We start from the raw sequence: 19,716 nt of genomic DNA, 5'->3' as shown, positions 1-19,716 counted from the left end.
CGCGTTTCAGTGCGTCGGGTGGTAGCCCCAGTGCCAGGACTCGCGCGGCGTGTCCTCGACGAAGCCGAAGTCGCCAGCGTTCGTCCGCATCCATGACAGTGCCTCACCGTCGAGCCGCAGGTCGAGGGCCGTGCCCCAGCCGTGGTTCGACGTGCCCGGCTTCGCGGCGAGACCGCCCTCGGTGTAGAGGCCCTTGCGGCGGACGAGGTCGACCTGCGTGTCGTACGTCCGGTACGAGTCGGTGATGCCGATCTCGACGCCGTCGGCCTTGGCCGCTGCGCGAAGCGCCTCGAAGGAGGTCGCGGCCGGCTCCCACAGCTTGTGGTGCGAGCCGGAGATCTCGGTGAGCGCCGACGCGGGGATCGTGCCATTCCCATAGCGCTTGAGCTCCGTGGGAACGCCGTGGGAGTCCACGGCGGATAGCCCTCCGCCCACGTCGGTGCGCGTCGTGCCGTCGACCTGCGAGAGAGTGCTGGCGAACGCATCGGCTGTCGACTGCATGCCTCCGACGTTCCGCGCCGTCGTCGCTCCCGTGGCCGCAAGGTCGAGCCCCAGCACGCCGACGGCGGGCCCCTGCGCGAGCGCGTCGATGTAGCCCGTGATCTCGCTGATCCGTGCGGTGACGGACGCGACACCGGTCATGCTGCTCCTCCTGCCGTGCCCGGGCGGACGCACCTGGGCACAGGTCCTATCGACGGGCGGATCGGATCCATGAGCGAGCCCCGGGACGTGATCCTCACGCGCCCCGGGGCTCGCGGGTGCCCCGCGCCGACGGCGGGCGCGGGCCCCTGGGCCGGGCCGTCGCGCGGTGCCGCCCGGCGGGAGGTTCAGGCCCCCGCGAAGAACGCGCCGATCGCGCCGGAGAGCGCCACGACGTCCCGGACATGGACGAGCTCGCGTGCGGAGTGCATGGAGAGGAGGGGCGCGCCGACGTCGACCGTGCGGATGCCGAGGCGGGTCGCGGTGAGCGGGCCCGTCGTCGAGCCGCACGGCACCGTGTTGTTCGAGACGAACGGCTGGGCGGTCGTCCCGGCGGTGTCGCAGCAGCGTGCCCAGAGGGCGGCGCCGGGTCCGTCGGTCGCGTAGCGCTGGTTGGCGTTGACCTTGAGGAGCGGGCCTGAGCCCGCGAGCGGGTGGTGCGTCGGGTCGTGGCGCTCGGCGTAGTTGGGGTGCACGGAGTGCCCGACGTCGCTCGAGACGTGCCACGACGCGGCGTAGGCCCGGCGCAGCTCGGTCGCGGTGCCGCCGGAGAGCCGGACGAGGACGTCCTCGAGGAACGGCCCGCACGCGCCTGACCGCGTCTCCGAGCCGATCTCCTCGTGGTCGAACGCGGCGAGGACGCTCGTGTGCGGGGCGTCGGCCGGAGCGTCGAGCAGCGCGAGGAGTGCCGCGTGCACGGACGTGAGGTTGTCCATGCGCGGGGCTGCGAAGAGGCCCTGGCCTGCGCCGAAGCGCTGCGGGGCAGCGGTGTCGACGGTGATGAGGTCGTGCCCGACGACGTCGGCCGGGTCGATGCCCGCGAGCGACGCGAGGTGCGTGAGGATGTCGCCCTCGGTGCCCGAGCCGTCGCCGACGACGCCGAAGATCGGCTGCGTGTGACGCTGCTTGTCGAGCGCGAGGCCGTCGTTGGCGGCGCGGTCGAGGTGGATCGCGAGCTGCGGCAGGCGCAGGTAGGGGCCCGTGCGCACGAGGTGCTCGGAGCCGTCGCGCGTGACGAGGCGGCCCGCGAGCTCGAGCTCGCGGTCGAGCCAGCTGTTGAGGAGCGGCCCGCCGTAGACCTCGACGGCGACCTGGTTCCAGCCGTGGGCGTCGAGGCGCGGGTCGGGCTTGGCCTTGAGGCCGGGGGAGTCGGTGTGCGCGCCGAGGATGCGGAAGGGGGTCGTCGGCGTCGCGTCGGCGGGGCGGACCCACGCGATGATCGCGCCCTCGCGGACGACGTAGGCGCGGGCCGTGTCCGTGGCGGCCCACTCGTCGGTCTCCTCGAGGCGCGTGAAGCCTGCGGCGTCGAGTCGCCGAGCGGCCTCGGCGACGGCGTGGAACGAGGAGGGGGACGCGGAGATGAACGACGCGAAGTCGTCGATGTGGTCGTCGAGGAGCATGCGACCATCCTCCCACCGCCCGTCGTCCCCCGACCCGGACGCGGCTCGGACCTCGTCAGAGGAGGATCGGGATGGGTGCGAGGTCGGGGTCGGGGTCGGTCGCGAGGCGCGCGTGGGTCTCGACGTCGAAACGCTCGGTGCCGTAGCGGAGCTTGTGCCGTTCGAGGCCTTCGGCAGCGAACCCGGCTCGGTGCGCGACCCGGCACGACGCGGGGTTGTTGACGCGATGCCCGAGCTCGAGCCTGTGGACGCCCAGGTGCTCGAACGCGTAGCGCGCGAGGCTCGCGCACGCGCGCGACGCCAGCCCCGCGCCGCGCGCCTCGACGGCGGTCCAGTAGTGCATCCACCCGGTGTTGTGACGCGGCTCGATCGCGCCGACGCCGACGTTCCCGACGGCGCGTCCGTCGACGTCGATCGCGAGGCTCACCTGTGACGTCGGGTCGACACACATCTCCGCGACGATGAACGCCTCGTGCTCCTCGAGGGTGCGCGGCCCGGAGCCGCCGAACTGCTTGTCGAGCTCCGGGTCGCCTGCGCGTGCGGCGAGGAGGGCCGCGGCGTCGTCGGGGGTCCAGGGGCGGAGGGTCACGAGCACTGCACGAGCATACGGTCGTCGGCCCCGTCGGCCCCGTCGGCCCCGTCGGCGGCAGCCGAGCGACGTGCGCGAGGATGGCTCCATGCAGCCCGACACCGGCCTCCGCCAGATCCGGACCACGCCGCTTGCTCGCCCCGACGCCGTCGTGTCGGGCGACACGTGGCGCATCACCGTCCTCACGGACGCCCTCGTGCGCATCGAGCACGCCCCCGACGGCCGCTTCGAGGACCGCGCCTCGGCCTTCGCCCTCCATCGCGACCTGCCCGTGCCAGATCTCACGGTCGACGACACCGGCACCCATGTCGAGATCACCACGGCCCGGCTCCGACTCACCTACGACAAAGGCCCGCTGACGACGTCGGGCCTCAGCGTCGAAGCGCTCGGTGGCCACACCGCCTACCAGTCGGTGTGGCGTCCCGACCAGCCGCGATGGGACCGCGACGGCAACTCCGCGGGCCTCGTCCGCCTCCCCGGCACGGCACGGACCCTCGACACCGCCGACGGTGCCGTCGACCTCGACGACGGCGTCGTCTCCCACACCGGCGTCATCGCGCTCGACGACTCGACGACCCTCCTCCTCACGGACGACGGCTGGGTCGCCCCGCGACCCGAGGGCGCTTGCGACCTCTACGTCTTCGCGCACGGCCACGACTACCGCGGCGCCGTGCGCGACCTTTTCCGCGTCTCCGGGCCGACGCCGCTCCTGCCGCGCTTCGCGCTCGGCTCGTGGTGGTCGCGCTACTACCCGTACACCGCCGACGGCTACCGCGAGCTCATGGAACGCTTCGCGGCCGAAGGCATCCCGTTCTCGGTGTCCGTCATCGACATGGACTGGCACGTCGTCGACGTCCCGGCTCGCTTCGGCTCCGGCTGGACTGGCTACACGTGGAACCGGGACCTCTACCCCGACCCGGCCGCGTTCATCGACTGGCTCCACGAGCACGGGCTGCGCGTCACCCTCAACGTCCACCCGGCCGACGGCGTGCGCGCCTTCGAGGACGCCTACCCCGCGATGGCCGCCGCGCTCGGACGCAGCACCGACGACGAGGCGCCCATCCAGTTCGACGTCACCGACCGCGCATTCCTCGAGGCGTACCTCGACGTGCTCCACCGCGGGCTCGAGCGCGACGGCGTCGACTTCTGGTGGCTCGACTGGCAGTCCGGACCCAACTCGCGCGTCTCCGGCATCGACCCCTTGTGGATGCTCAACCACGTCCACTTCCTCGACAACGCCGACCGACGCGAGGGCCGCGAGCGTCGGCCGCTGACCTTCTCGCGCTACGCGGGCCCGGGTTCGCACCGTTACCCGGTCGGGTTCAGCGGCGACTCTGCGATCACGTGGGCATCGCTCGACTTCCAGCCGTACTTCACGGCGTCCGCGTCGAACATCGGCTACGGCTGGTGGAGCCACGACATCGGCGGGCACATGCACGGCGTCAAGGACGACGAGCTCGCGACCCGCTGGGTGCAGCTCGGCGTGCTCTCGCCGATCATGCGCCTGCACTCGGGCAACAACACGTTCACCCACAAGGAGCCGTGGGCGTCCGGCCCTCAGGCGCAGCGGGTGCAGACGGCCTTCCTGCGTCTGCGGCACCGCCTCGTGCCGTACCTCCACACGATGAACCACCGCGCCGCGGAGGGCGCGCCGCTCGTCGAGCCCATGTACTGGGAGCACCCGGAGGCGCCGGAGGCGTACCGGGTGCCGAACCAGTTCCGCTTCGGCACGAGCCTGCTCGTGGCGCCCGTGACGCAGCCCGCCGACGCGCGCCTCGGTCGCGGCTCGGTGCACACGTGGCTGCCCGACGGCACGTGGGTCGACGTCCTCACGGGCACCGTCTACGACGGCGGCCGCGAGATCGTCCTGTGGCGCGACCTCGCGTCGATCCCGGTGCTCGCCCGGCCCGGCGCGATCGTTCCCCTCGACGGCGCGCACGTCCCCGTCAACGGCGCCGAGGCGCCCCGCGACCTCGAGGTCCTCGTCGTCGCGGGTGCGGACGGTGCGTTCGACTTGCTCGAGGACGACGGCTCCGTGCCCGGACCTGGCGGCCCGACCGAGGTCCCGACGCTCGTCACGCCGCTGCGCTGGACGCAGTCGTCGGGCACGTTCACCGTCGAGCCGGTCGCGACCCGCGGCGACGCCGCGGCGGCACGCGCGTCCGCGCCCGGCTCCCGCACGTGGACGGTCCTTCTGCCGGCGGTCGACCTCGGCTGGGGCGGCACCGCGTCCGCGACGGTCGACGGCCGCCCGGCCGACGTCCACCTCGACGCGTTCGCACCCCTGCCCGGCGAGACGGGCGCGACGGGCCTCGCCGTGCGCGTCGCCGACGTCGCCGCCGACTCGCGCCTGACTATCACCCTCCACCCTGCGAGCGGCGAGGTCGCGCTCGCGGGCAACGACACGGGCAGGCTCGTCTTCGAGCTGCTCGACGCGGCCCGCATCGAGTACGACCTCAAGAGCCGCGTCATGGACGTCACGACGTCAGGGCACCCGCTCGCCGTGCGCCTCGGGCACCTCGAGGCGCTCGGCCTCGAGCCCGCGCTGCGTTCAGCGCTCGTCGAGATCCTCACGGCGCGCGGCTGACGCGCGGCGCGGGCCGAGGCGGAGGCTACGCCCGTGCCCGTGCCCGTGCCCGTGCCCGTGCCCGTGCCCGTGCCCGTGCCCGTGCCCGTGCCGGGGGCGGTGCCGGCCCGTGCCGGTGCCAGTGTCCGGGCCGGTGCCGGTGCCGGTGCTGGTGTCCATGCAGGGGCGGGGCCAGCCCCCGGCCGACAGCAGGTCGTGGCGGTCCCCCTCCCGCGCGTCCGTGCGCGGGAGGATGGGCCCATGAGGATCGCACTGGTGACGCTCGGCGGGACGATCAGCTCCGAGCCGCTCGACGGCGACACGTCGCCCGGGCCCGACGCGGGCGGCGGCGGGGTCGTGCCGGTCTCGGGCGCGGCGACGTTCGTGCGGGAGGTCGCGCCCTTCCTGCCTGACCTCACGGTCGTGCCGGTCGAGATGCGCATGGTGCCCTCGCCGTCGCTCACGGTCGCGGACCTGCGCGAGCTCTCGGCGTGCATCGCGGAGCTCGTCGAGGACGGCGACGGTGTCGACGGTGTCGTCGTCGCGCAGGGCACCGACACGATCGAGGAGACGGCGTACGCGCTCGACCTCGTCGGCGCGGCCGACGAGGTGCCGGTCGTCGTCACGGGCGCGATGCGCGACCGCACCGCCCCGGGGCCCGACGGCGCGGCGAACGTCGTCGCGGCGCTGCGCACGGCGGCGAGCCCCGATGCGCGCGGGCGCGGCGTGCTCGTCGTGTTCGCCGACCGGGTGCACGCGGCGCGCTGGGTGACGAAGACGTCGACGTTCAAGGTCGATGCGTTCACGTCGGAGCCGTTCGGGCCGGTGGGGATCGTTGCGGAGGGGCGCGTGCGCCTGGGCGCGACGCCGCGGCCGCTGCCGCCGTTCGAGTCGCCGGACGGGCCGCCCGCGAAGGTCGCGATCGTCACGGCCGGGCTCGGCGACGACCTCGCTGTCCTGCCGGCGCTCGGCGACGCCGGTTACGACGGCGTCGTGCTCGTCGCCATGGGAGCGGGCCACGTGCCTGCGGCGGCGGTCGACGCCGTCGCGTTCACTGCGCAGACGATGCCAGTCGTCCTGTGCTCGCGGACCGGCGCGGGCCCCGTCTTCACGCACACGTACGGCTACGAGGGCGGCGAGATCGACCTTCTCGAGCGCGGTGTCCTGCCGGGCGGGACCCTCACGCCGACGAAGGCGCGGCTGCTGCTCATGCTCCTGCTCGCGTCGGGACTGCAGGGCCGCGAGCTCGCGCACGCGTTCGCCCGCCACGCGGAGGCGTGACGGGCTCCCGCGTCTGCACTACTGGACGAGCCGGAACACCGCCCCCGCCGGGTCGGTCACGGTGACGAGCCGACCGAACGGGGTGTCGTCGACCGCCGACGCCGCCCGGCCGCCCGCGGCCTCCGCGCGCGCGAGCGCTGCGTCGACGTCGTCGACCTTGAAGTACACGTGCCAGCGGCCGCCCTCGACCGACTCCTCGAGCGTCGCGTCGGCGAGCGCGATCGCGGGTTCGCCGTCGATCATGTGCCGCGCGTACCGGAAAGAGTCGGAGACCATGTCGTCGTTGAGCTCCCAGCCGACGACGCGCGTGTAGAACTCGCGGGCGCGCGCATAGTCGTCCGACCACAGCTCCGCCCATGCGGGGCTCCCGACGGTCTCGCCGTCGAACGTCTGCTCGGCGCCCTCGGCGATCTGCATGAGTCCGAGGTCGACGCCCGACGGGTCGGAGACGAAGGCGAAGAGGCCGCCGTCGGGCAGCGTCATGGGCTCGTGGTGGATCGTCGCGCCCTCGGCGCGGGCGCGTGCGACCGCGGCCTCGAGGTCGGTCACGCCGAGCGAGACGATCCATGCGTCTCGCGTGCCGGGGACCATCGCGGCAGACTCAGGGGTGACGGGCATGAGGCCGGCGACGAGCCGGTCGCCGACGTGCGCGAGGTGGTAATGGCCGCTCTCCTCGCCGCCGTCCTCGATGCGCCAGCCGAGCACGGACTCGTAGAAGGGGCGGACGGCCTCGATGTCGGTCGTCGAGATGTCGATCCAGGCGACGGCGCCGGGACGCAGGGCAGACGTGCTCATGGTGGTCCTTCCCTCGGGGACCTTCCACGCTACGACCAGCCACCGACACTCGCATGGGCACCGTCGCCCGCCACGCGTCCGGGCCGCGCTCCCGGCGCGCAGCTCCTCCTCGCCGGGGCGTGCGCCTCGCGCGCGGGAACGCCTACCTCACGGTGGTGCTGGCGGGCGCGTCGATGGGGCCCGCGCCTCGCGCGCGGGAACGCCGACGGCCCCGTGCTGCGCCTGCGCGCGCCACGGGGCCGTCGGGACGAGAGCATCGGTCAGTGCCCGACGATCCCCGCGGGAACGTCGTCCGCAGTGGCGTCGTCCCCAGGCCCGTCGTGCCCCGCGTCGTCGGGCCGCTGGACAAAGAACGACAGCACGACGGCCCCGAGCGAGACGATCGCGCCGACGAGGAACGCGTCGCGCACGCCGGAGGCGGTCGCGGCGGCCTCGGGCACGCCGTCCGCGACGAGCGAGGCAGCGCCCGACGCCATGAGCGTGACGAACACGGCCGTGCCGATCGCGCCCGCGACCTGCTGGACAGTGCCGAGGATCGCGGAACCGTGCGAGTACAGGCGCGGCTGCACCGAGCCGAGCGATGACGTGAACAGAGGCGTGAACGTCAGCGCGAGGCCGAACGACAGCGTCATGTGCGCGGCGACGAGCAGGGCCGTCGGCGTCGTCTCGCTCACCTGCGTGAGCGCCCACAGCACGGCCGAGACGAGCGTGATGCCCGGCACGACGAGCGGCCGCGGGCCGAGACGGTCGTACGCCCGCCCGACGAGCGGCCCGCACAGACCCATGAGCAGCGAGCCCGGAAGCAGCACGAGGCCCGACTGCAGGGTGTCGAGGCCGAGCGCCCGCTGCATGAAGAGCGGCAGCAGGATGATCGTGCCGAAGAGCACCGCCGTGAGCACGGTCATGAGGGCGATCGACACCGTGAAGTTCCGCGAGCGGAACGTCCGCAGGTCGAGCAGCGCGGAGTCCGTGCGCTGGCGCAGCAGCTGGCGCACGACGAACGCGACGAGCGCGACTGCGCCGACGACGAGCGCGATCGTCATGGTGCGACCGTGCATCGCGTTCGCGGCAGCCGTGTCGCCGCCGCCCTCGCCGCCGACGAGCGACAGGCCGTAGACGAGCCCGCCGAAGCCGAACGCGGAGAGCACGACGGACAGCGGGTCGAGCGGCGCCTTGCGGGTCTCGCCGACGTTCGTCACCTTGCGCGCGCCGATCGCGAGCATGAGCAGCGCGATGGGCAGGACGATGATGAACATCCACCGCCACGTGAGGTACTTGAGGATGAGCCCGGAGATCGTCGGGCCGATCGCGGGAGCGACCGACATGACGATCGAGATGCGGCCCATGAGGCGGCCGCGGGAGGCGGGCGCGACGAGCGTCATGATCGTCGTCATGAGCAGCGGCATCATGATCGCGGTGCCCGACGCCTGCACGACGCGCGCGACGAGCAGCACCGGGAAGCCGGGCGCGAGGGCCGCCACGAGGGTGCCCGTCGAGAACAGCGTCATCGCGGCGACGAACAGCGTGCGCGTGGTGAGGCGCTCGAGCAGGTAGCCCGTGATGGGGATGACGACGGCCATCGTCAGCATGAACGCGGTCGTGAGCCACTGGGCCGCGATCGCGTCGATGCTGAGGTCGGTCATGAGGTGCGGGATCGCGACGCCCATGATCGTCTCGTTGAGGATGACGACGAACGCGGCGGCGAGCAGCAGCCAGATGACGCCCTGGCCGCCCGCGGCGGACGCCGCAGGGGTGGACGTCGCAGGAGCGGACGTCGTAGGGCCGGACGTCGCGGCGGCGTGCGGGTTCGGTGCGTCGTGGTCGGTCGTCGGGGAGGGTCGGCTCACGGGGGTCCTTCGGGTGGGCGGTCGCGCCGGCGGTGGCCGGGGCGGCGGGTCGTGCTGCAGCGTCGTGCCGCGAGGTTGTGTCCTGCGGCGCGGCGCGGTGCGATGCTGCGCGATGCGATGCGATACGACGCGGTGCGATGCGGTACGAAGCGGTGCGTGCGTCGGCGTCGTGCCGTAGATGCGGCCTGACGTGTGGCGGGCTCGTGCGGGAGGGCACGCCGGTGCCGTCGGGGGATGTGCGGGGTGGGCTCCGGCGTCGTCCGGGCACCCACCATTGCCTCACCCCAACCTCGGGCGGGCCAAGGTTATTTCCCGCCTCCGACATTTCTATCGGCGGGCGTCGGTGCGGGGCCGTCGGGCGTGACGCGTCAGCTCGGTGCGAGCTTCGGTGGGAGCGCTTGCCGTGGCTAGGGTGGGCGCGACCGCCGCCCGACGACGAGAGGCCCTCCCATGTCCGCCACCTTCGTGGTGACCCCCGCGCAGTTCGAGCAGATCTTCCCCGAGCGCGCCGACTTCTACACGTACGAGGGTCTCGTGGCCGCGACCGCGAGCTACCCCGAGTTCGCGACAGCCGGCGGTGACGAGCTCGCCCTGCGCGAGGCGGCGGCGTTCCTCGCGAACGTCTCCCACGAGACGTTCGGCCTCAAGTACGTCACCGAGCTCAACACGGCGGTGTACGACCACTACTGCGACCAGTCGCAGCCATACGGCTGCCCGGCGGGCGTCGACCAGTACTACGGCCGCGGCCCCGTCCAGCTGTCGTGGAACTTCAACTACAAGGCGGCGGGCGAGGCGCTCGGGCTGCCGCTTCTCGAGGAGCCGTGGCTCGTCGAGCAGAACCCGACGATCGCGTGGCAGACGGCGCTCTGGTACTGGAACACGCAGGTGGGCCCGGGGTCGTACACGTGCCACGACGGGATCGTCGGCGGCCACGGCTTCCGCGAGACCATCCGGACGATCAACGGCCCGCTCGAGTGCGAGGGCGGCAACCCGCGCCAGATGAACAACCGGGTCAAGCTCTTCCGCGAGATCTGCGAGGTCCTCGGCGTCGACCCGGGCGACAACCTCACCTGCTGACCGAGGCGCCCGCGTGCCTCGGCGCGCACGCGGTTTTCAGGCCTGCACGCGGGTTGAAACCCGCGCGCACGCCTGAATACCGCGCGCAGGCGACGGCGCGGCCCCGCGCGGCCCCGCGCGCACCGGCTACCCGCAGCTTTGTGCTCTACCCGCAGGTTCAGACTTGCGGGTAGAGCACAAAGCTGCGGGTGGGCGGAGGCGACCCGGTGCGACCAGGCGGCCTGTCCGAACCCGAGGGGCACGATGGCCCGATAGCCGATCCGACCACTTCCCGCAGGGCGATCGGCTATCGGACCACTGGGCCCGGCCCGAACCGGCCCGGCCCGAACCGGCCCGGCCCGAACAGGCCCGGCGCGTCAGCCGAGCAGCGCGAGGAGGCCCGCGTAGAGGAGCGTGCCGCCGACGATGCTCAGCAGCGCGTTGCGGCGCCACAGGTGGAGCCCGACGGTGGCGACGAGCGCGATCGCCTCGGGCAGCCCGTGCGGCGCGGTCGTGAACGACGTGCCGCGCAGCGTGTAGACGACGAGGATCACCATGATCCCGACGGGCATGCGCGCGCCGAGCCAGCCGACGATCCGCGACTCCCGCAGCCGCTCGACGACGAGGAACGGCGCTGCCCGAAGCACGAACGTCACGACGAGCGTCGTGAGCAGCGCGGCGAGGAGGTATCCGGTCTCAGGCATCGCGCCCCTCCGTGGCCGGGTCGCCGAGCGCCGGCCCCGAGCCGGAAGGACGCGCGCCGCCCCCACCCGCGCTGCCTCCATCCCGTCGCCCCTCCGTCAGCAGGTACCGCCCGACGAGCAGCGCGACGAAGCCCGTCATCGCGACGACGAGCATCTGCCCGGGCGCGACGAGCTGGGCGACGATCGCGCAGCCGACGGCGAGCAGCGGGGCGGGCACGTCGCGGGTCGCGCGGAAGGCGTCGATCGCGAGCACCGCGAAGAGCGCTGTGAGGGCGAAGTCGAGGCCGGGGACGTCGGGCAGGAGCGAGCCGACGAGCGCGCCGAGGATGCCTCCGCCGACCCAGTACGCCTGGCAGAGCACCTGGATCCACAGGACGCGCGCACCGCTGAGCGCGCCGGGGGCGCGTGTCGCGACGACGGCGTAGGTCTCGTCGGTGAGCGCGTACATCGCGTACGTGCGTCGCAGGGGGCCGCGGACGACGTGCAGGGGGAAGGACAGGGCGTAGAAGACGTGCCGGAAGTTCACGAGGAACGTCGTCACGGCAATCGTCGCGAGGGGCGTCGCGGCGAGGACGAGCCCGATCATGAGGAACTCGAGCGACCCCGCGTAGACGAGGACGGAGAACACGGGCGTCCACCACCAGGCGAAGCCGGACTGCACCATGAGGACGCCGAACGCGAGCCCGAGCGGCACGAGGCCGAACCCGACGGGTGCTGTGTCGCTGAGGGCGGCACGCCACGCGGGGTAGGCGGGGTGGATCTCGTCGGGCACGCCCCCACGCTACGCGGCGCGCCGCCCCGCGGTGGCGGCCGTCTCGTCGGCCCGACGTGCTGGTGCGCACGCGGTTCTCAGGCGTACACGCGAGCTCAGACCCGCGTGTACGCCTGAGAACCGCGCGTAGGCGGGCATCCCCCTGCTGGCGCCGCCTGCCCCGCAGGCGCGGCCCGATTCGCACGCGCCCTCCGCATACGCTGGTGCCGTGCCCACGTATCGCGTCGTCCTGCCGATCGGCGACATGCGTGTCGGTCGCGTCCCCGAGGACGTGCTGCCGGCGGCGGTCGACGGCGCGCGCGAGCTGACGGACGTCGAGGCGTGGGACGTCGGGATCGTGCGTGGCCTGCCGCGCGTGACGGTCCGGTTCACGGCGGATGACGACGACGAGGCGTTCCGCGTCGCCGAGCTCACGCGGGCGCGGACCAATCTTGTCGCGCAGGTGCTCGGCGTCGACGTGCTGCGGCGGTTCGGTTCGCGCTTCCACCAGGTGGTGCGTCGCCCGGACGTGTGGTGAGGGCGGTGCGCCCCGCCTCGACGGTCTGCGTGCCGCCGGTGCTGACGACGGTGGACCGCCCCGCTCCGACGGCGTTCGTCGACCACGTTCCGGGAGCGGTCGTGCGCCCCGGCCGCAGGAGCGCATCGGCATGACCCGCGTCGTACTGGCCCCGGACTCGTTCAAGGGCTCGCTCCCGGCGACGGAGGTCGCGGCTGCGCTCTCGCGTGGCTGGCGCGCGGTGCGCCCGCACGACGACGTCGTGGAGGTGCCGCTCGCGGACGGCGGGGAGGGCACTCTCGACGCGTTCGAGCGTGCGGTCCCGGGCGCCGTCCGCCACGGTGCCGAGGTGCAGGGCCCCGACGGTCGCCCGGTGGCCGCGTCGTGGCTCGCGCTGCCGGACGGCACGGCGGTCGTCGAGCTCGCGTGCGCGAGCGGCCTCACGCTCCTCGGGTCGCCGTTGCCGCTCGACGCGCACACGCGCGGCGTCGGTGAGGTCGTGCGGGCGGCGCTCGCGGCGGGGCCGCGGCGGCTCGTCGTGGCGCTCGGCGGGAGTGCGTCGACGGACGGGGGAGCGGGGCTGCTGCGCGCGCTCGGCGCGCGGGTCCTCGACGACGACGGTGAGCCCGTGCCCGACGGTGGCCGGGGTCTTGCCCGCGTCGCGTCGGTCGATCTCACGGACCTGCCGGCGCTCCCTCCGGACGGTGTCGACGTGCTGTGCGACGTGACGAACCCGTTGCTCGGCCGGTCGGGCGCGGCGGCCGTGTTCGCGCCGCAGAAGGGCGCGACGCCCGACGACGTCGTCCTGCTCGACGACGCCCTCGGCCGGTGGGCCGAGGCGCTGGGACGCGCAGCCTCCCGGGTCGCCGATGTTCCACGTGGAACGTCGGGGACCGTTCCTGACGGCATGACCGTGCGGCCCGACGACCACGAAGGACGGGATGGCCGCGGGATGCTACCGAGCCTCGACCCGTCGCTCCCCGGCGCGGGTGCTGCCGGCGGGACGGCGTTCGGCCTGCTCGCGTGGGGTGCGCGGCTCGTGCCGGGATCGGTGGCCGTCGCGGACGTCGTGGGGCTCGACGCGTTGCTCGACGGCGCGGACCTCGTCGTCACGGGGGAGGGGCGGCTCGACGCGCAGTCGGCCGCGGGCAAGGCGCCCGCCGAGGTCGCGCGACGAGCCGTGCGTGCAGGGGTGCGGCTCGCGCTCGTCGTCGGCTCGGCGGAGCAGGGAACGACCGCCGCGCTCGGTGCTCACGCGGAACCCCCGGACGTCGTCGAGCTGGCTCACCTCGCGGGCTCGGCCGAGGCCTCGCTCGCCGACCCGGTCCGCTGGCTCGAGGTCGCGGGCGCCCATCTGGCTCAGCGCCTCGCCTGACGAGGCACGCGTCAGGCGGGCACGTCCGCGATCCGCGTGCCGAGCTCGACCGCGGTCACCGCGCCCGCGGTGGCGGCGGCGAGGTCCGCGTCGAACGTCGCGCGCAGGTGCGGCGGGACGAGGACGGTGAGCTCGGCGCAGGAGGTGTAGGTGACGTCCTCGAGCACGCTGTCGTGCGCAGCGACCCACGTCCGCAGGACGTGCTCGACGCGGCCCGCGTCGGTGAACGGCACGGCGACGACGAGCTCCGCGAGGACCTCGCGCCGGACGAGCGGCGCGACGTCCAGGGCCTGCGCGACAGCCCCCGAGTACGCGCGCACGAGCCCGCCCGCGCCGAGCAGCACGCCACCGAAGTAGCGGGTGACGACGGCGACGACGTCGGTGAGCCCGCGGTGGCGCAGCACCTCGAGCATGGGCACGCCCGCGGTCCCGGAGGGCTCGCCGTCGTCGGTGGACCGCTGCTGGTCGGCGTGCGTGCCGAGGATCATCGCGACGCAGTGGTGGCGGGCGTCCCAGTACTCCTTGCGGGCGGCGGCGACGACGGCGTCGGCCCCCTCGACGGTGGTGACGTGGACGATGCGTGTGAGGAAGCGGGACTTCTTGATGACGAGCTCGTCGTGCGTCTCGCCGGCGACCGTCGACGGCAGCGCGGCGCTGGGCCGCGCGATGTCGGGGGTGCTCACGGGTTCATCCTGCCGCGAGCCCGGAGGCGCGCCCCTGGGAGGGGACGGGTATCCCGAGGGCGGCGACGAGCAGGCGCACGCTCTCCTCGGGTGTCGCGCCGGCCGTGAGGTGCGTCGTGCTCGCGAGCGAGCGTGTACCGAGGTCGTCGAACCATTCCGCGAGGAAGTCGTGCCCGTCGCTGACCCAGTCGGTCCCCTTGGTTGCGACGGAACGGCTCCGCAGCTCGTCCAGCGCCCTGTCGCGGTCGAGCGACGGCAGGACGAGGATGACGTCGCGGACGGGTGCGAGCGCGGTGCGCACCGTCCCGAGGTGGGTGGCGTCGGTGTACGAGGTGTGACCGGCACCGAGTGCGATGACGGAGCCGCGGTGGTCCTCGAGCGTGCGGACGACGGCATGCGCGCGGGCCGGTTCCCACTCGCGTTCTGCGGCCACGCGGCCGATGACAGCGATCCGGTCGATGCTCCAGCCGACCTCGGCGTAGTAGTCGTCACCGATCTCGTCGATGTCGACGAACGCGAGCCCGAGCCGTGCTGCGACGAGCGCGCCCAGGGTCGTCTTGCCGGTCGCTGCAGGTCCGACGAGGACGATCTGCGTGGAGGAGGTCACGTCGTCCATCATCCCAGCACGGGCGGCCGGGGTCCGGGGCGTCGCCGACAGGGAACGGCGGCGCCCCGGCCACGCTCCCGGGTTCAGGGGGCCCGGGGCGCGGGGGCCGGGCTGTACCCGGCCGCGTGCCTGTCAGGGAACCGGCACGCTCGGGCGGTTCAGGACCACCCGAGGACACGACACTAACGCTCCTGCCTCGATGTCTCACCCCGGGAGATCGGTTTCACCTGTGTGGATGCGGAGCCAGGCGTGGAGGAGTTGTCGTCGTCGGACGTGCAGGACGGAAGTCCCGACCTTCTCGGAGGGGATCAGGGGGCAGGAACGACGCTTTCGACGACAGTGCGACCGCCGTCGGTCTCTGGGCCGACGGTGCGCAGGGTGAGGAAGCTCGCGAGTCCCGCGATGATCATGAGCTGTCCGGCGAGCGCGACGATGCCGAGTGTGAGCCCGGTCGTGCGGACCCCTTCGCGGCGGGTGCCCCGTCGTCGGGAGCGTCGGGCGAGGACGATCGCGGCGATCGCGGCGATGATCCCGACGAACGGCACGAGGAGCGCGAGGATGCTGAGGCCGAGCGAGACGGCGGCGTCGCTGTCGCCCGGGAGGGGCTCTGCAGCCGGAGCCGGGTGCGGAGCCACGTAGGCGGGCGCGTCGGCGGGGGCCGGTGCGGGTGCGGCGTCGTCGAGCAGGGCTGCGGCGACCGTGGCGGGGCTGCCGAGCCGCGCGAGGATCGCGGTGACGTCCTCGGGCGTCGCGGGCCGGCCGAGGACGGCGAGGGCGTCGTCGACGTGCTCGCGGACGGATCCGAGCGCGTCGGCGCGGTCGGCGGGCGGGAGCGTCGTGAGCATGCGGGCGAGGTCGTCGAGGTAGCGGTCGATGGGGTGCGTGGTGTCGTTCATGAGGGGCTCCCGGTGAGGGTGGAGTCGACGGCGTCGCGGAAGCGGGCCCAGACGGTCGTGAAGCGGGCGAGGGCGTCGTGGCCCTCGGGGGTGAGGGAGTAGTAGCGGCGGGGAGGGCCGGCGGGGGACTCGCGCCAGCTCGTCTCGACGAGCCCTTGCTTGCGGAGGCGGGAGAGCAGCGGGTAGAGCGTGCCCTCGCTCGTGAGGAGGACGCCGTCGTGCCCGAGGCGTGCGGCGATGTCGAGGCCGTAGGCCTCGCCGTCGCGCAGGAGGGCGAGCACGCAGTGCTCGACGCTGCCGCGCCGGAGGTGCGCCAGGATTGAGTCGTCGCCAGGTACCATGCGTCACACGATAGTCATGGACGGCGAGACCCCGCAAGCCCTTCGTGAGAGGTCAGCCCAGCAGGCGGTCGATCGCCAGCGCGAGGCCGTCGTCGGAGTTCGGCCCCGTCACCCACGTCGCCGCAGCCTTGACGACGTCCGACGCGTTCGCCATCGCGACAGCCGTCCCGACGTGCGCGAACATCCCCAGATCGTTCGGCCCGTCACCGACGGCCGCCATGGCCTCCGGCCCGACACCCAGGTCGGCAGCGAGCTGCGCGAGCCCGCTCGACTTGTCGACGCCCGACGCGACGATCTCCAGATAGTGCTCCCCCGAGAGGAACCCCTCGCAGCCGTCGGGCAGGTTCGCCGCGATCCGCGGCACGAGCTCCGGGTCCCACGAGCACGGCGGCACCATGATCTTGTGCGGCGCCCGTGCACCGGGGTCGACGAGCTGCGCGTCCCCGATGAACCCCGTCGGCTCCACGGCCGTCGCCCGCGCCTCGAGCTCCCCGAGGTCGTCCCACCGCGACGGCAGCCAGTCCGCGCCGTCGTACCAGTTGACGGTGTGCCCCGCCTCGACGACGGTCCTCACGATCGTCCGCGCAGCCTCGAGGTCGAGCCGCGTCTCATGGAGGACGTCGAGCGTCCCGTCGGCGAGCAGGTGCCCGACGACGGCCCCCTGGAACGACACGAACGCGCCCGCGAGGGGGTCGTCCGACGGCTCGTCCGCGAACGGCGGCAGCCCCAGCTCCTCGACGAGGTGCCGGAACGCCTCGGGCCCGCGGGCCGAGGCCAGGACGACGGTGACGCCTGCCTCCGTCGCGCGCCGCACCGCCGCACGCACGGCAGGCGTGATGCGGTGGTCGGGCGTGAGGAGAGTGCCGTCGACGTCGGACGCGATGAGTCGGATACCAGAGGTCACGAGATCCATCATCCCGCACGGGGTAGCGTCGGGGGGTGACGGATCTCCTCAGCACCCTCGACCTGGACCGGCTGCGCTCGCGGACGAGTGCGAAGTGGCGGGTCTACGGCCCCGACGTCCTGCCGCTGTGGGTCGCCGAGATGGACGTTCCCCTCGCCGAGCCGATCGTCCGCGCCGTGAGCGACCTCGTCGCCTCGGGCGACACCGGCTACCCCGCCGCACCCGACGAGTACGTCGCCGCGTTCAGCGCCTTCGCCGCCGCCCGCTGGGGCTGGCAGGTCGACACCTCGCTCGCGCGCGTCGTGCCGGACATCCTCGCGGGGCTCAGCGCCGTCATCGAGGCGACGACGGACCGCGGGGACACGATCCTCGTGCCGTCGCCCGTCTACGGGCCGTTCTTCCGCAACCCCCGACTCCAGGGCCGCGTCGTCGAGCCCGTGGCGCTCACGGCCGACGGCCGCCTCGACGTCCCCTCGCTCGAGACGGCGTTCGCCGCAGCCGTCGCGCACGGACGCCGCGCCGCCGTCCTCCTGTCGAACCCGCACAACCCGACGGGCGCCGTCCACACGCGCGGCGAGCTCGAGGCGCTCGCCGCCGCCGCCGCACGCCACGGCGTCGTCGTCATCTCCGACGAGGCGCACGCCCCGCTCGTCCACGACGGCGCGACGTTCGTGCCGTACGTCGGGGTCGACCCGCGCGGCTTCTCCGTGCTCTCGGCGGCCAAGACGTGGAACCTCGCGGGCTTCAAGGCCGCCGTCGTCGTCGCCGGGACCGACGCCCGCGAGATCGTCGAGTCCTTCCCCGTGACGCTCTTCAACAGCGTCGGGCACGTGAGCCTCGTCGCGCAGGCCGCAGCGTTCCGCGACGGCGAGCCGTGGCTCGACGAGCTGCTGCCGGCGCTCACGCGCTCACGCGACCTGCTCGCCGACCTCGTCGCCGAGCACCTGCCGCACGCACGCATGCAGCTCCCGGAGTCGACGTACCTCGCGTGGGTCGACCTCTCCGCGTACGGCGCGGGCGACAACCCGGCCGCACAGATCCTCGAGCGTGGACGCGTCGCCCTGTCCGCAGGGACCGACTTCGGGCCCGGCGGCGAGGGGCACGTCCGGGTGAACTTCGCGACGCACCCGGAGATCCTCACGGAGGCCGTGCAGCGCATCGCGGGGGCGCTCGCCTAGCGTCCGGGCCCCGGACGACGGGGACGTCCGGTACGACGGCTCAGGCGGGGCGGACCTCCTCGAGGGCGACCTCGAACCACACGGTCTTCGGCGCATCGTCGTCGACGGACTCGACCACGCCCCAGCGCGTCGCGAGCATGTCGACGAGGCCGACGCCGCGACCGCCGCCCTGCGTGGGCTCCGGCCGCCGGATGACGGGGACCTCGCGCGCGCGGTCAGTCACCTCGACGCGTGCGACGCCGTCCGTGATCTCGAGCCGGAGGTGGACCGGGGGAGAGGCGTGCGCGACCGCGTTCGTCACGACCTCGCTGACGAGCAGGACGAGGACGTCGAGCAGGTGGCCCTCCACACCGGCCGCGCGGAGATGGCCGGCAGCCCAGCGACGCGCGGGCGCGATCGCACCGAGGACTGGCGGGATGGCCAGTGCGTGCTTCATGGACCGATGCCCCTCTTCCGCTCATGACCGGGGGTGGCGCTGGGCGTTCGACGGCGTCGGGAGGACGCGCACGGACGCTCACAAGCGTCAACCCCTCCGCGTGCGCGCGCAACCGGAGAGCCGGGTGAGGTGACCCGGTCGGCGGCATCCTGCGGTCCTTGGCGCGTCGCGCGTGCGCCGACAGGGCCCGGAGGATGTACGGTGGCACGCGGAACGATGCTGGTGCGCCTCTCGGGGGGCATCGCAGGATTCCCGACGATTGTCCACGGTCCCGCCACCCGGCAGGCCGCTGAATACTGACGTCCCGACGCCTCGTCGCCGGGCCGTGACCCGATGAAGGGATACGCATGTCGCTCAACCGTTCCGACCTCGTCTCGGCCATCGCCGCCAAGGCTGACCTCACGAAGGCAGACGCCGACCGCGCCGTCGCCGCTCTCCAGGAGGTTCTCATCGAGTCCCTCGGCAAGGGCGAGGCCGTGAAGCTCACGGGTCTCCTCTCCGTCGAGCGTGTCGAGCGCGCCGCGCGCACGGGCCGCAACCCGCGCACGGGCGAGGAGATCTCGATCCCCGCCGGCTACGGCGTCAAGCTCTCCGCCGGCTCGCTGCTCAAGAAGGCCGTCCAGGGCTGACGCAGCACCGCACTCGTTCACGACCCCGTCCCTGGTCACAGGGGCGGGGTCGTGTCGTTCCCCGGGTGTGACGTGCGCCCGTGGTAGCGCCGGTGATTTGACCGTGGTTCCGGGCGAGCCGTAACATGAGACGAAATATGACCGCTCCCCGGGCCCCGGCTCGCTCTGACGGAGCCAGGTTTTACCCCCGATCCGAAGGACGATCATGGCAGTTCCGAAGCGGAAGATGTCCCGCTCCAACACCCGTGCCCGCCGTTCGCAGTGGAAGGCCACCGCGACCGAGCTCGTCGAGGTCCGCGTTGACGGTCAGACCGTCCGCATCCCGCGTCGTCTCGTCAAGGGCGCGCAGCGCGGTCTCGTGAGCGTCGAGGGCTGACCCCTCGTCTCACGACGTGAAGCACCCGGAAGCCCCCTGCCGCTGAGCGGCAGGGGGCTTCTGCATGCCCGGACGGATCCGACTCG

General features: G+C 73.4%; 21 protein-coding genes. 8 read left to right on the top strand and 13 right to left on the bottom strand.

All coding sequences use genetic code 11. The features are described 5' to 3' along the window. Nucleotides 1-6: 6 nt before the first annotated feature. The 3 genes from G7063_RS14285 to G7063_RS14275 form a co-directional block, all read right to left on the bottom strand. Nucleotides 7-642, bottom strand: coding sequence for a D-alanyl-D-alanine carboxypeptidase family protein (locus G7063_RS14285; RefSeq protein WP_166414985.1), 636 nt, complete (start codon nucleotides 640-642; stop codon nucleotides 7-9). A 185-nt stretch (nucleotides 643-827) separates the two neighbouring features. Next, nucleotides 828-2,099 carry a M18 family aminopeptidase gene (locus G7063_RS14280; RefSeq protein ID WP_166414984.1) on the bottom strand — a complete coding sequence of 424 codons (1,272 nt, stop codon included), beginning with the start codon at nucleotides 2,097-2,099 and terminating at the stop codon, nucleotides 828-830. Nucleotides 2,100-2,154: 55 nt separating this feature from the next. Next, entirely contained in the window at nucleotides 2,155-2,694 is a 540-nt protein-coding gene (locus G7063_RS14275; protein ID WP_166414983.1) for a GNAT family N-acetyltransferase, read from the bottom strand. 82 nt (nucleotides 2,695-2,776) lie between these two features. Here G7063_RS14275 and G7063_RS14270 point away from each other — a divergent pair, with 82 nt between their 5' ends. Next, nucleotides 2,777-5,275, top strand: a complete 2,499-nt coding sequence (locus G7063_RS14270; protein WP_166414982.1) for a glycoside hydrolase family 31 protein — start codon at nucleotides 2,777-2,779, stop codon at nucleotides 5,273-5,275. A gap of 240 nt (nucleotides 5,276-5,515) precedes the next feature. Continuing rightward, entirely contained in the window at nucleotides 5,516-6,535 is a 1,020-nt protein-coding gene (locus tag G7063_RS14265) for an asparaginase (RefSeq protein WP_166414981.1), read from the top strand. Nucleotides 6,536-6,553: 18 nt separating this feature from the next. Here the strand turns inward: G7063_RS14265 and G7063_RS14260 are convergent, their stop codons facing one another. After that, entirely contained in the window at nucleotides 6,554-7,330 is a 777-nt protein-coding gene (locus G7063_RS14260) for a VOC family protein (protein WP_166414980.1), read from the bottom strand. Between the two features lie 260 nt (nucleotides 7,331-7,590). Beyond that, nucleotides 7,591-9,177 (bottom strand): MDR family MFS transporter, encoded by a 1,587-nt coding sequence (locus G7063_RS14255; protein WP_240916117.1) that lies wholly within the window; start codon nucleotides 9,175-9,177, stop codon nucleotides 7,591-7,593. A 450-nt stretch (nucleotides 9,178-9,627) separates the two neighbouring features. On the opposite strand from G7063_RS14255, the gene G7063_RS14250 reads away from it, so the two are divergent. Further along, nucleotides 9,628-10,254: a chitinase gene (locus G7063_RS14250; RefSeq protein ID WP_166414979.1), complete on the top strand. Its 627-nt coding sequence runs from the start codon at nucleotides 9,628-9,630 to the stop codon at nucleotides 10,252-10,254. Between the two features lie 356 nt (nucleotides 10,255-10,610). Here the strand turns inward: G7063_RS14250 and G7063_RS14245 are convergent, their stop codons facing one another. Together G7063_RS14245 and G7063_RS14240 are read right to left on the bottom strand one after the other, a co-directional pair. Continuing rightward, nucleotides 10,611-10,937, bottom strand: a complete 327-nt coding sequence (locus G7063_RS14245) for a branched-chain amino acid transporter permease (protein WP_166414978.1) — start codon at nucleotides 10,935-10,937, stop codon at nucleotides 10,611-10,613. Beyond that, entirely contained in the window at nucleotides 10,930-11,709 is a 780-nt protein-coding gene (locus G7063_RS14240; RefSeq protein ID WP_166414977.1) for an AzlC family ABC transporter permease, read from the bottom strand. Before G7063_RS14240 ends, G7063_RS14245 begins: the two co-directional genes overlap by 8 nt. A gap of 208 nt (nucleotides 11,710-11,917) precedes the next feature. Between G7063_RS14240 and G7063_RS14235 the strand changes: the two genes are divergently transcribed. Further along, entirely contained in the window at nucleotides 11,918-12,226 is a 309-nt protein-coding gene (locus tag G7063_RS14235; protein ID WP_166414976.1) for a hypothetical protein, read from the top strand. Between the two features lie 130 nt (nucleotides 12,227-12,356). Further along, nucleotides 12,357-13,580, top strand: a complete 1,224-nt coding sequence (locus G7063_RS14230; protein ID WP_166414975.1) for a glycerate kinase — start codon at nucleotides 12,357-12,359, stop codon at nucleotides 13,578-13,580. An 11-nt stretch (nucleotides 13,581-13,591) separates the two neighbouring features. Here G7063_RS14230 and G7063_RS15355 read toward each other — a convergent pair whose 3' ends face one another. The 5 genes from G7063_RS15355 to G7063_RS14210 all read right to left on the bottom strand — a co-directional run bounded on the left by G7063_RS15355 (nucleotide 13,592) and on the right by G7063_RS14210 (nucleotide 17,011). Continuing rightward, nucleotides 13,592-14,263, bottom strand: a complete 672-nt coding sequence (locus G7063_RS15355) for a YigZ family protein (protein ID WP_240916116.1) — start codon at nucleotides 14,261-14,263, stop codon at nucleotides 13,592-13,594. Nucleotides 14,264-14,267: 4 nt separating this feature from the next. Next, nucleotides 14,268-14,870 carry a shikimate kinase gene (locus G7063_RS15350; RefSeq protein ID WP_240916115.1) on the bottom strand — a complete coding sequence of 201 codons (603 nt, stop codon included), beginning with the start codon at nucleotides 14,868-14,870 and terminating at the stop codon, nucleotides 14,268-14,270. Nucleotides 14,871-15,178: 308 nt separating this feature from the next. Then, complete coding sequence (locus G7063_RS14220; RefSeq protein WP_166414973.1) at nucleotides 15,179-15,766, bottom strand: hypothetical protein; 588 nt, start codon at nucleotides 15,764-15,766, stop codon at nucleotides 15,179-15,181. Further along, on the bottom strand, nucleotides 15,763-16,107 hold the full coding sequence (locus G7063_RS14215) for a PadR family transcriptional regulator (protein ID WP_166414972.1): 345 nt from the start codon (nucleotides 16,105-16,107) through the stop codon (nucleotides 15,763-15,765). Before G7063_RS14215 ends, G7063_RS14220 begins: the two co-directional genes overlap by 4 nt. Before the next feature lie 52 nt (nucleotides 16,108-16,159). After that, nucleotides 16,160-17,011, bottom strand: a complete 852-nt coding sequence (locus tag G7063_RS14210) for a Cof-type HAD-IIB family hydrolase (RefSeq protein ID WP_166414971.1) — start codon at nucleotides 17,009-17,011, stop codon at nucleotides 16,160-16,162. Between the two features lie 35 nt (nucleotides 17,012-17,046). Between G7063_RS14210 and G7063_RS14205 the strand changes: the two genes are divergently transcribed. Next, nucleotides 17,047-18,189, top strand: a complete 1,143-nt coding sequence (locus tag G7063_RS14205; protein ID WP_240916114.1) for a MalY/PatB family protein — start codon at nucleotides 17,047-17,049, stop codon at nucleotides 18,187-18,189. A gap of 40 nt (nucleotides 18,190-18,229) precedes the next feature. Here G7063_RS14205 and G7063_RS14200 read toward each other — a convergent pair whose 3' ends face one another. Continuing rightward, nucleotides 18,230-18,625 carry an ATP-binding protein gene (locus G7063_RS14200; protein ID WP_166414970.1) on the bottom strand — a complete coding sequence of 132 codons (396 nt, stop codon included), beginning with the start codon at nucleotides 18,623-18,625 and terminating at the stop codon, nucleotides 18,230-18,232. A gap of 347 nt (nucleotides 18,626-18,972) precedes the next feature. Here G7063_RS14200 and G7063_RS14195 point away from each other — a divergent pair, with 347 nt between their 5' ends. Together G7063_RS14195 and rpmF are read left to right on the top strand one after the other, a co-directional pair. Then, nucleotides 18,973-19,254 carry an HU family DNA-binding protein gene (locus G7063_RS14195; RefSeq protein ID WP_102509853.1) on the top strand — a complete coding sequence of 94 codons (282 nt, stop codon included), beginning with the start codon at nucleotides 18,973-18,975 and terminating at the stop codon, nucleotides 19,252-19,254. A 205-nt stretch (nucleotides 19,255-19,459) separates the two neighbouring features. Continuing rightward, a complete protein-coding gene (rpmF, locus tag G7063_RS14190; protein WP_102509854.1) occupies nucleotides 19,460-19,630 on the top strand; it encodes a 50S ribosomal protein L32 in 171 nt (56 codons plus the stop codon). The last annotated feature ends 86 nt before the right edge of the window (nucleotides 19,631-19,716 follow it).

Origin of the sequence: Sanguibacter sp. HDW7, from assembly GCF_011300875.1 — a bacterium.
GTDB lineage: Bacteria > Actinomycetota > Actinomycetes > Actinomycetales > Cellulomonadaceae > Flavimobilis.
This window is presented reverse-complemented; position numbering and strand designations above follow the sequence as displayed.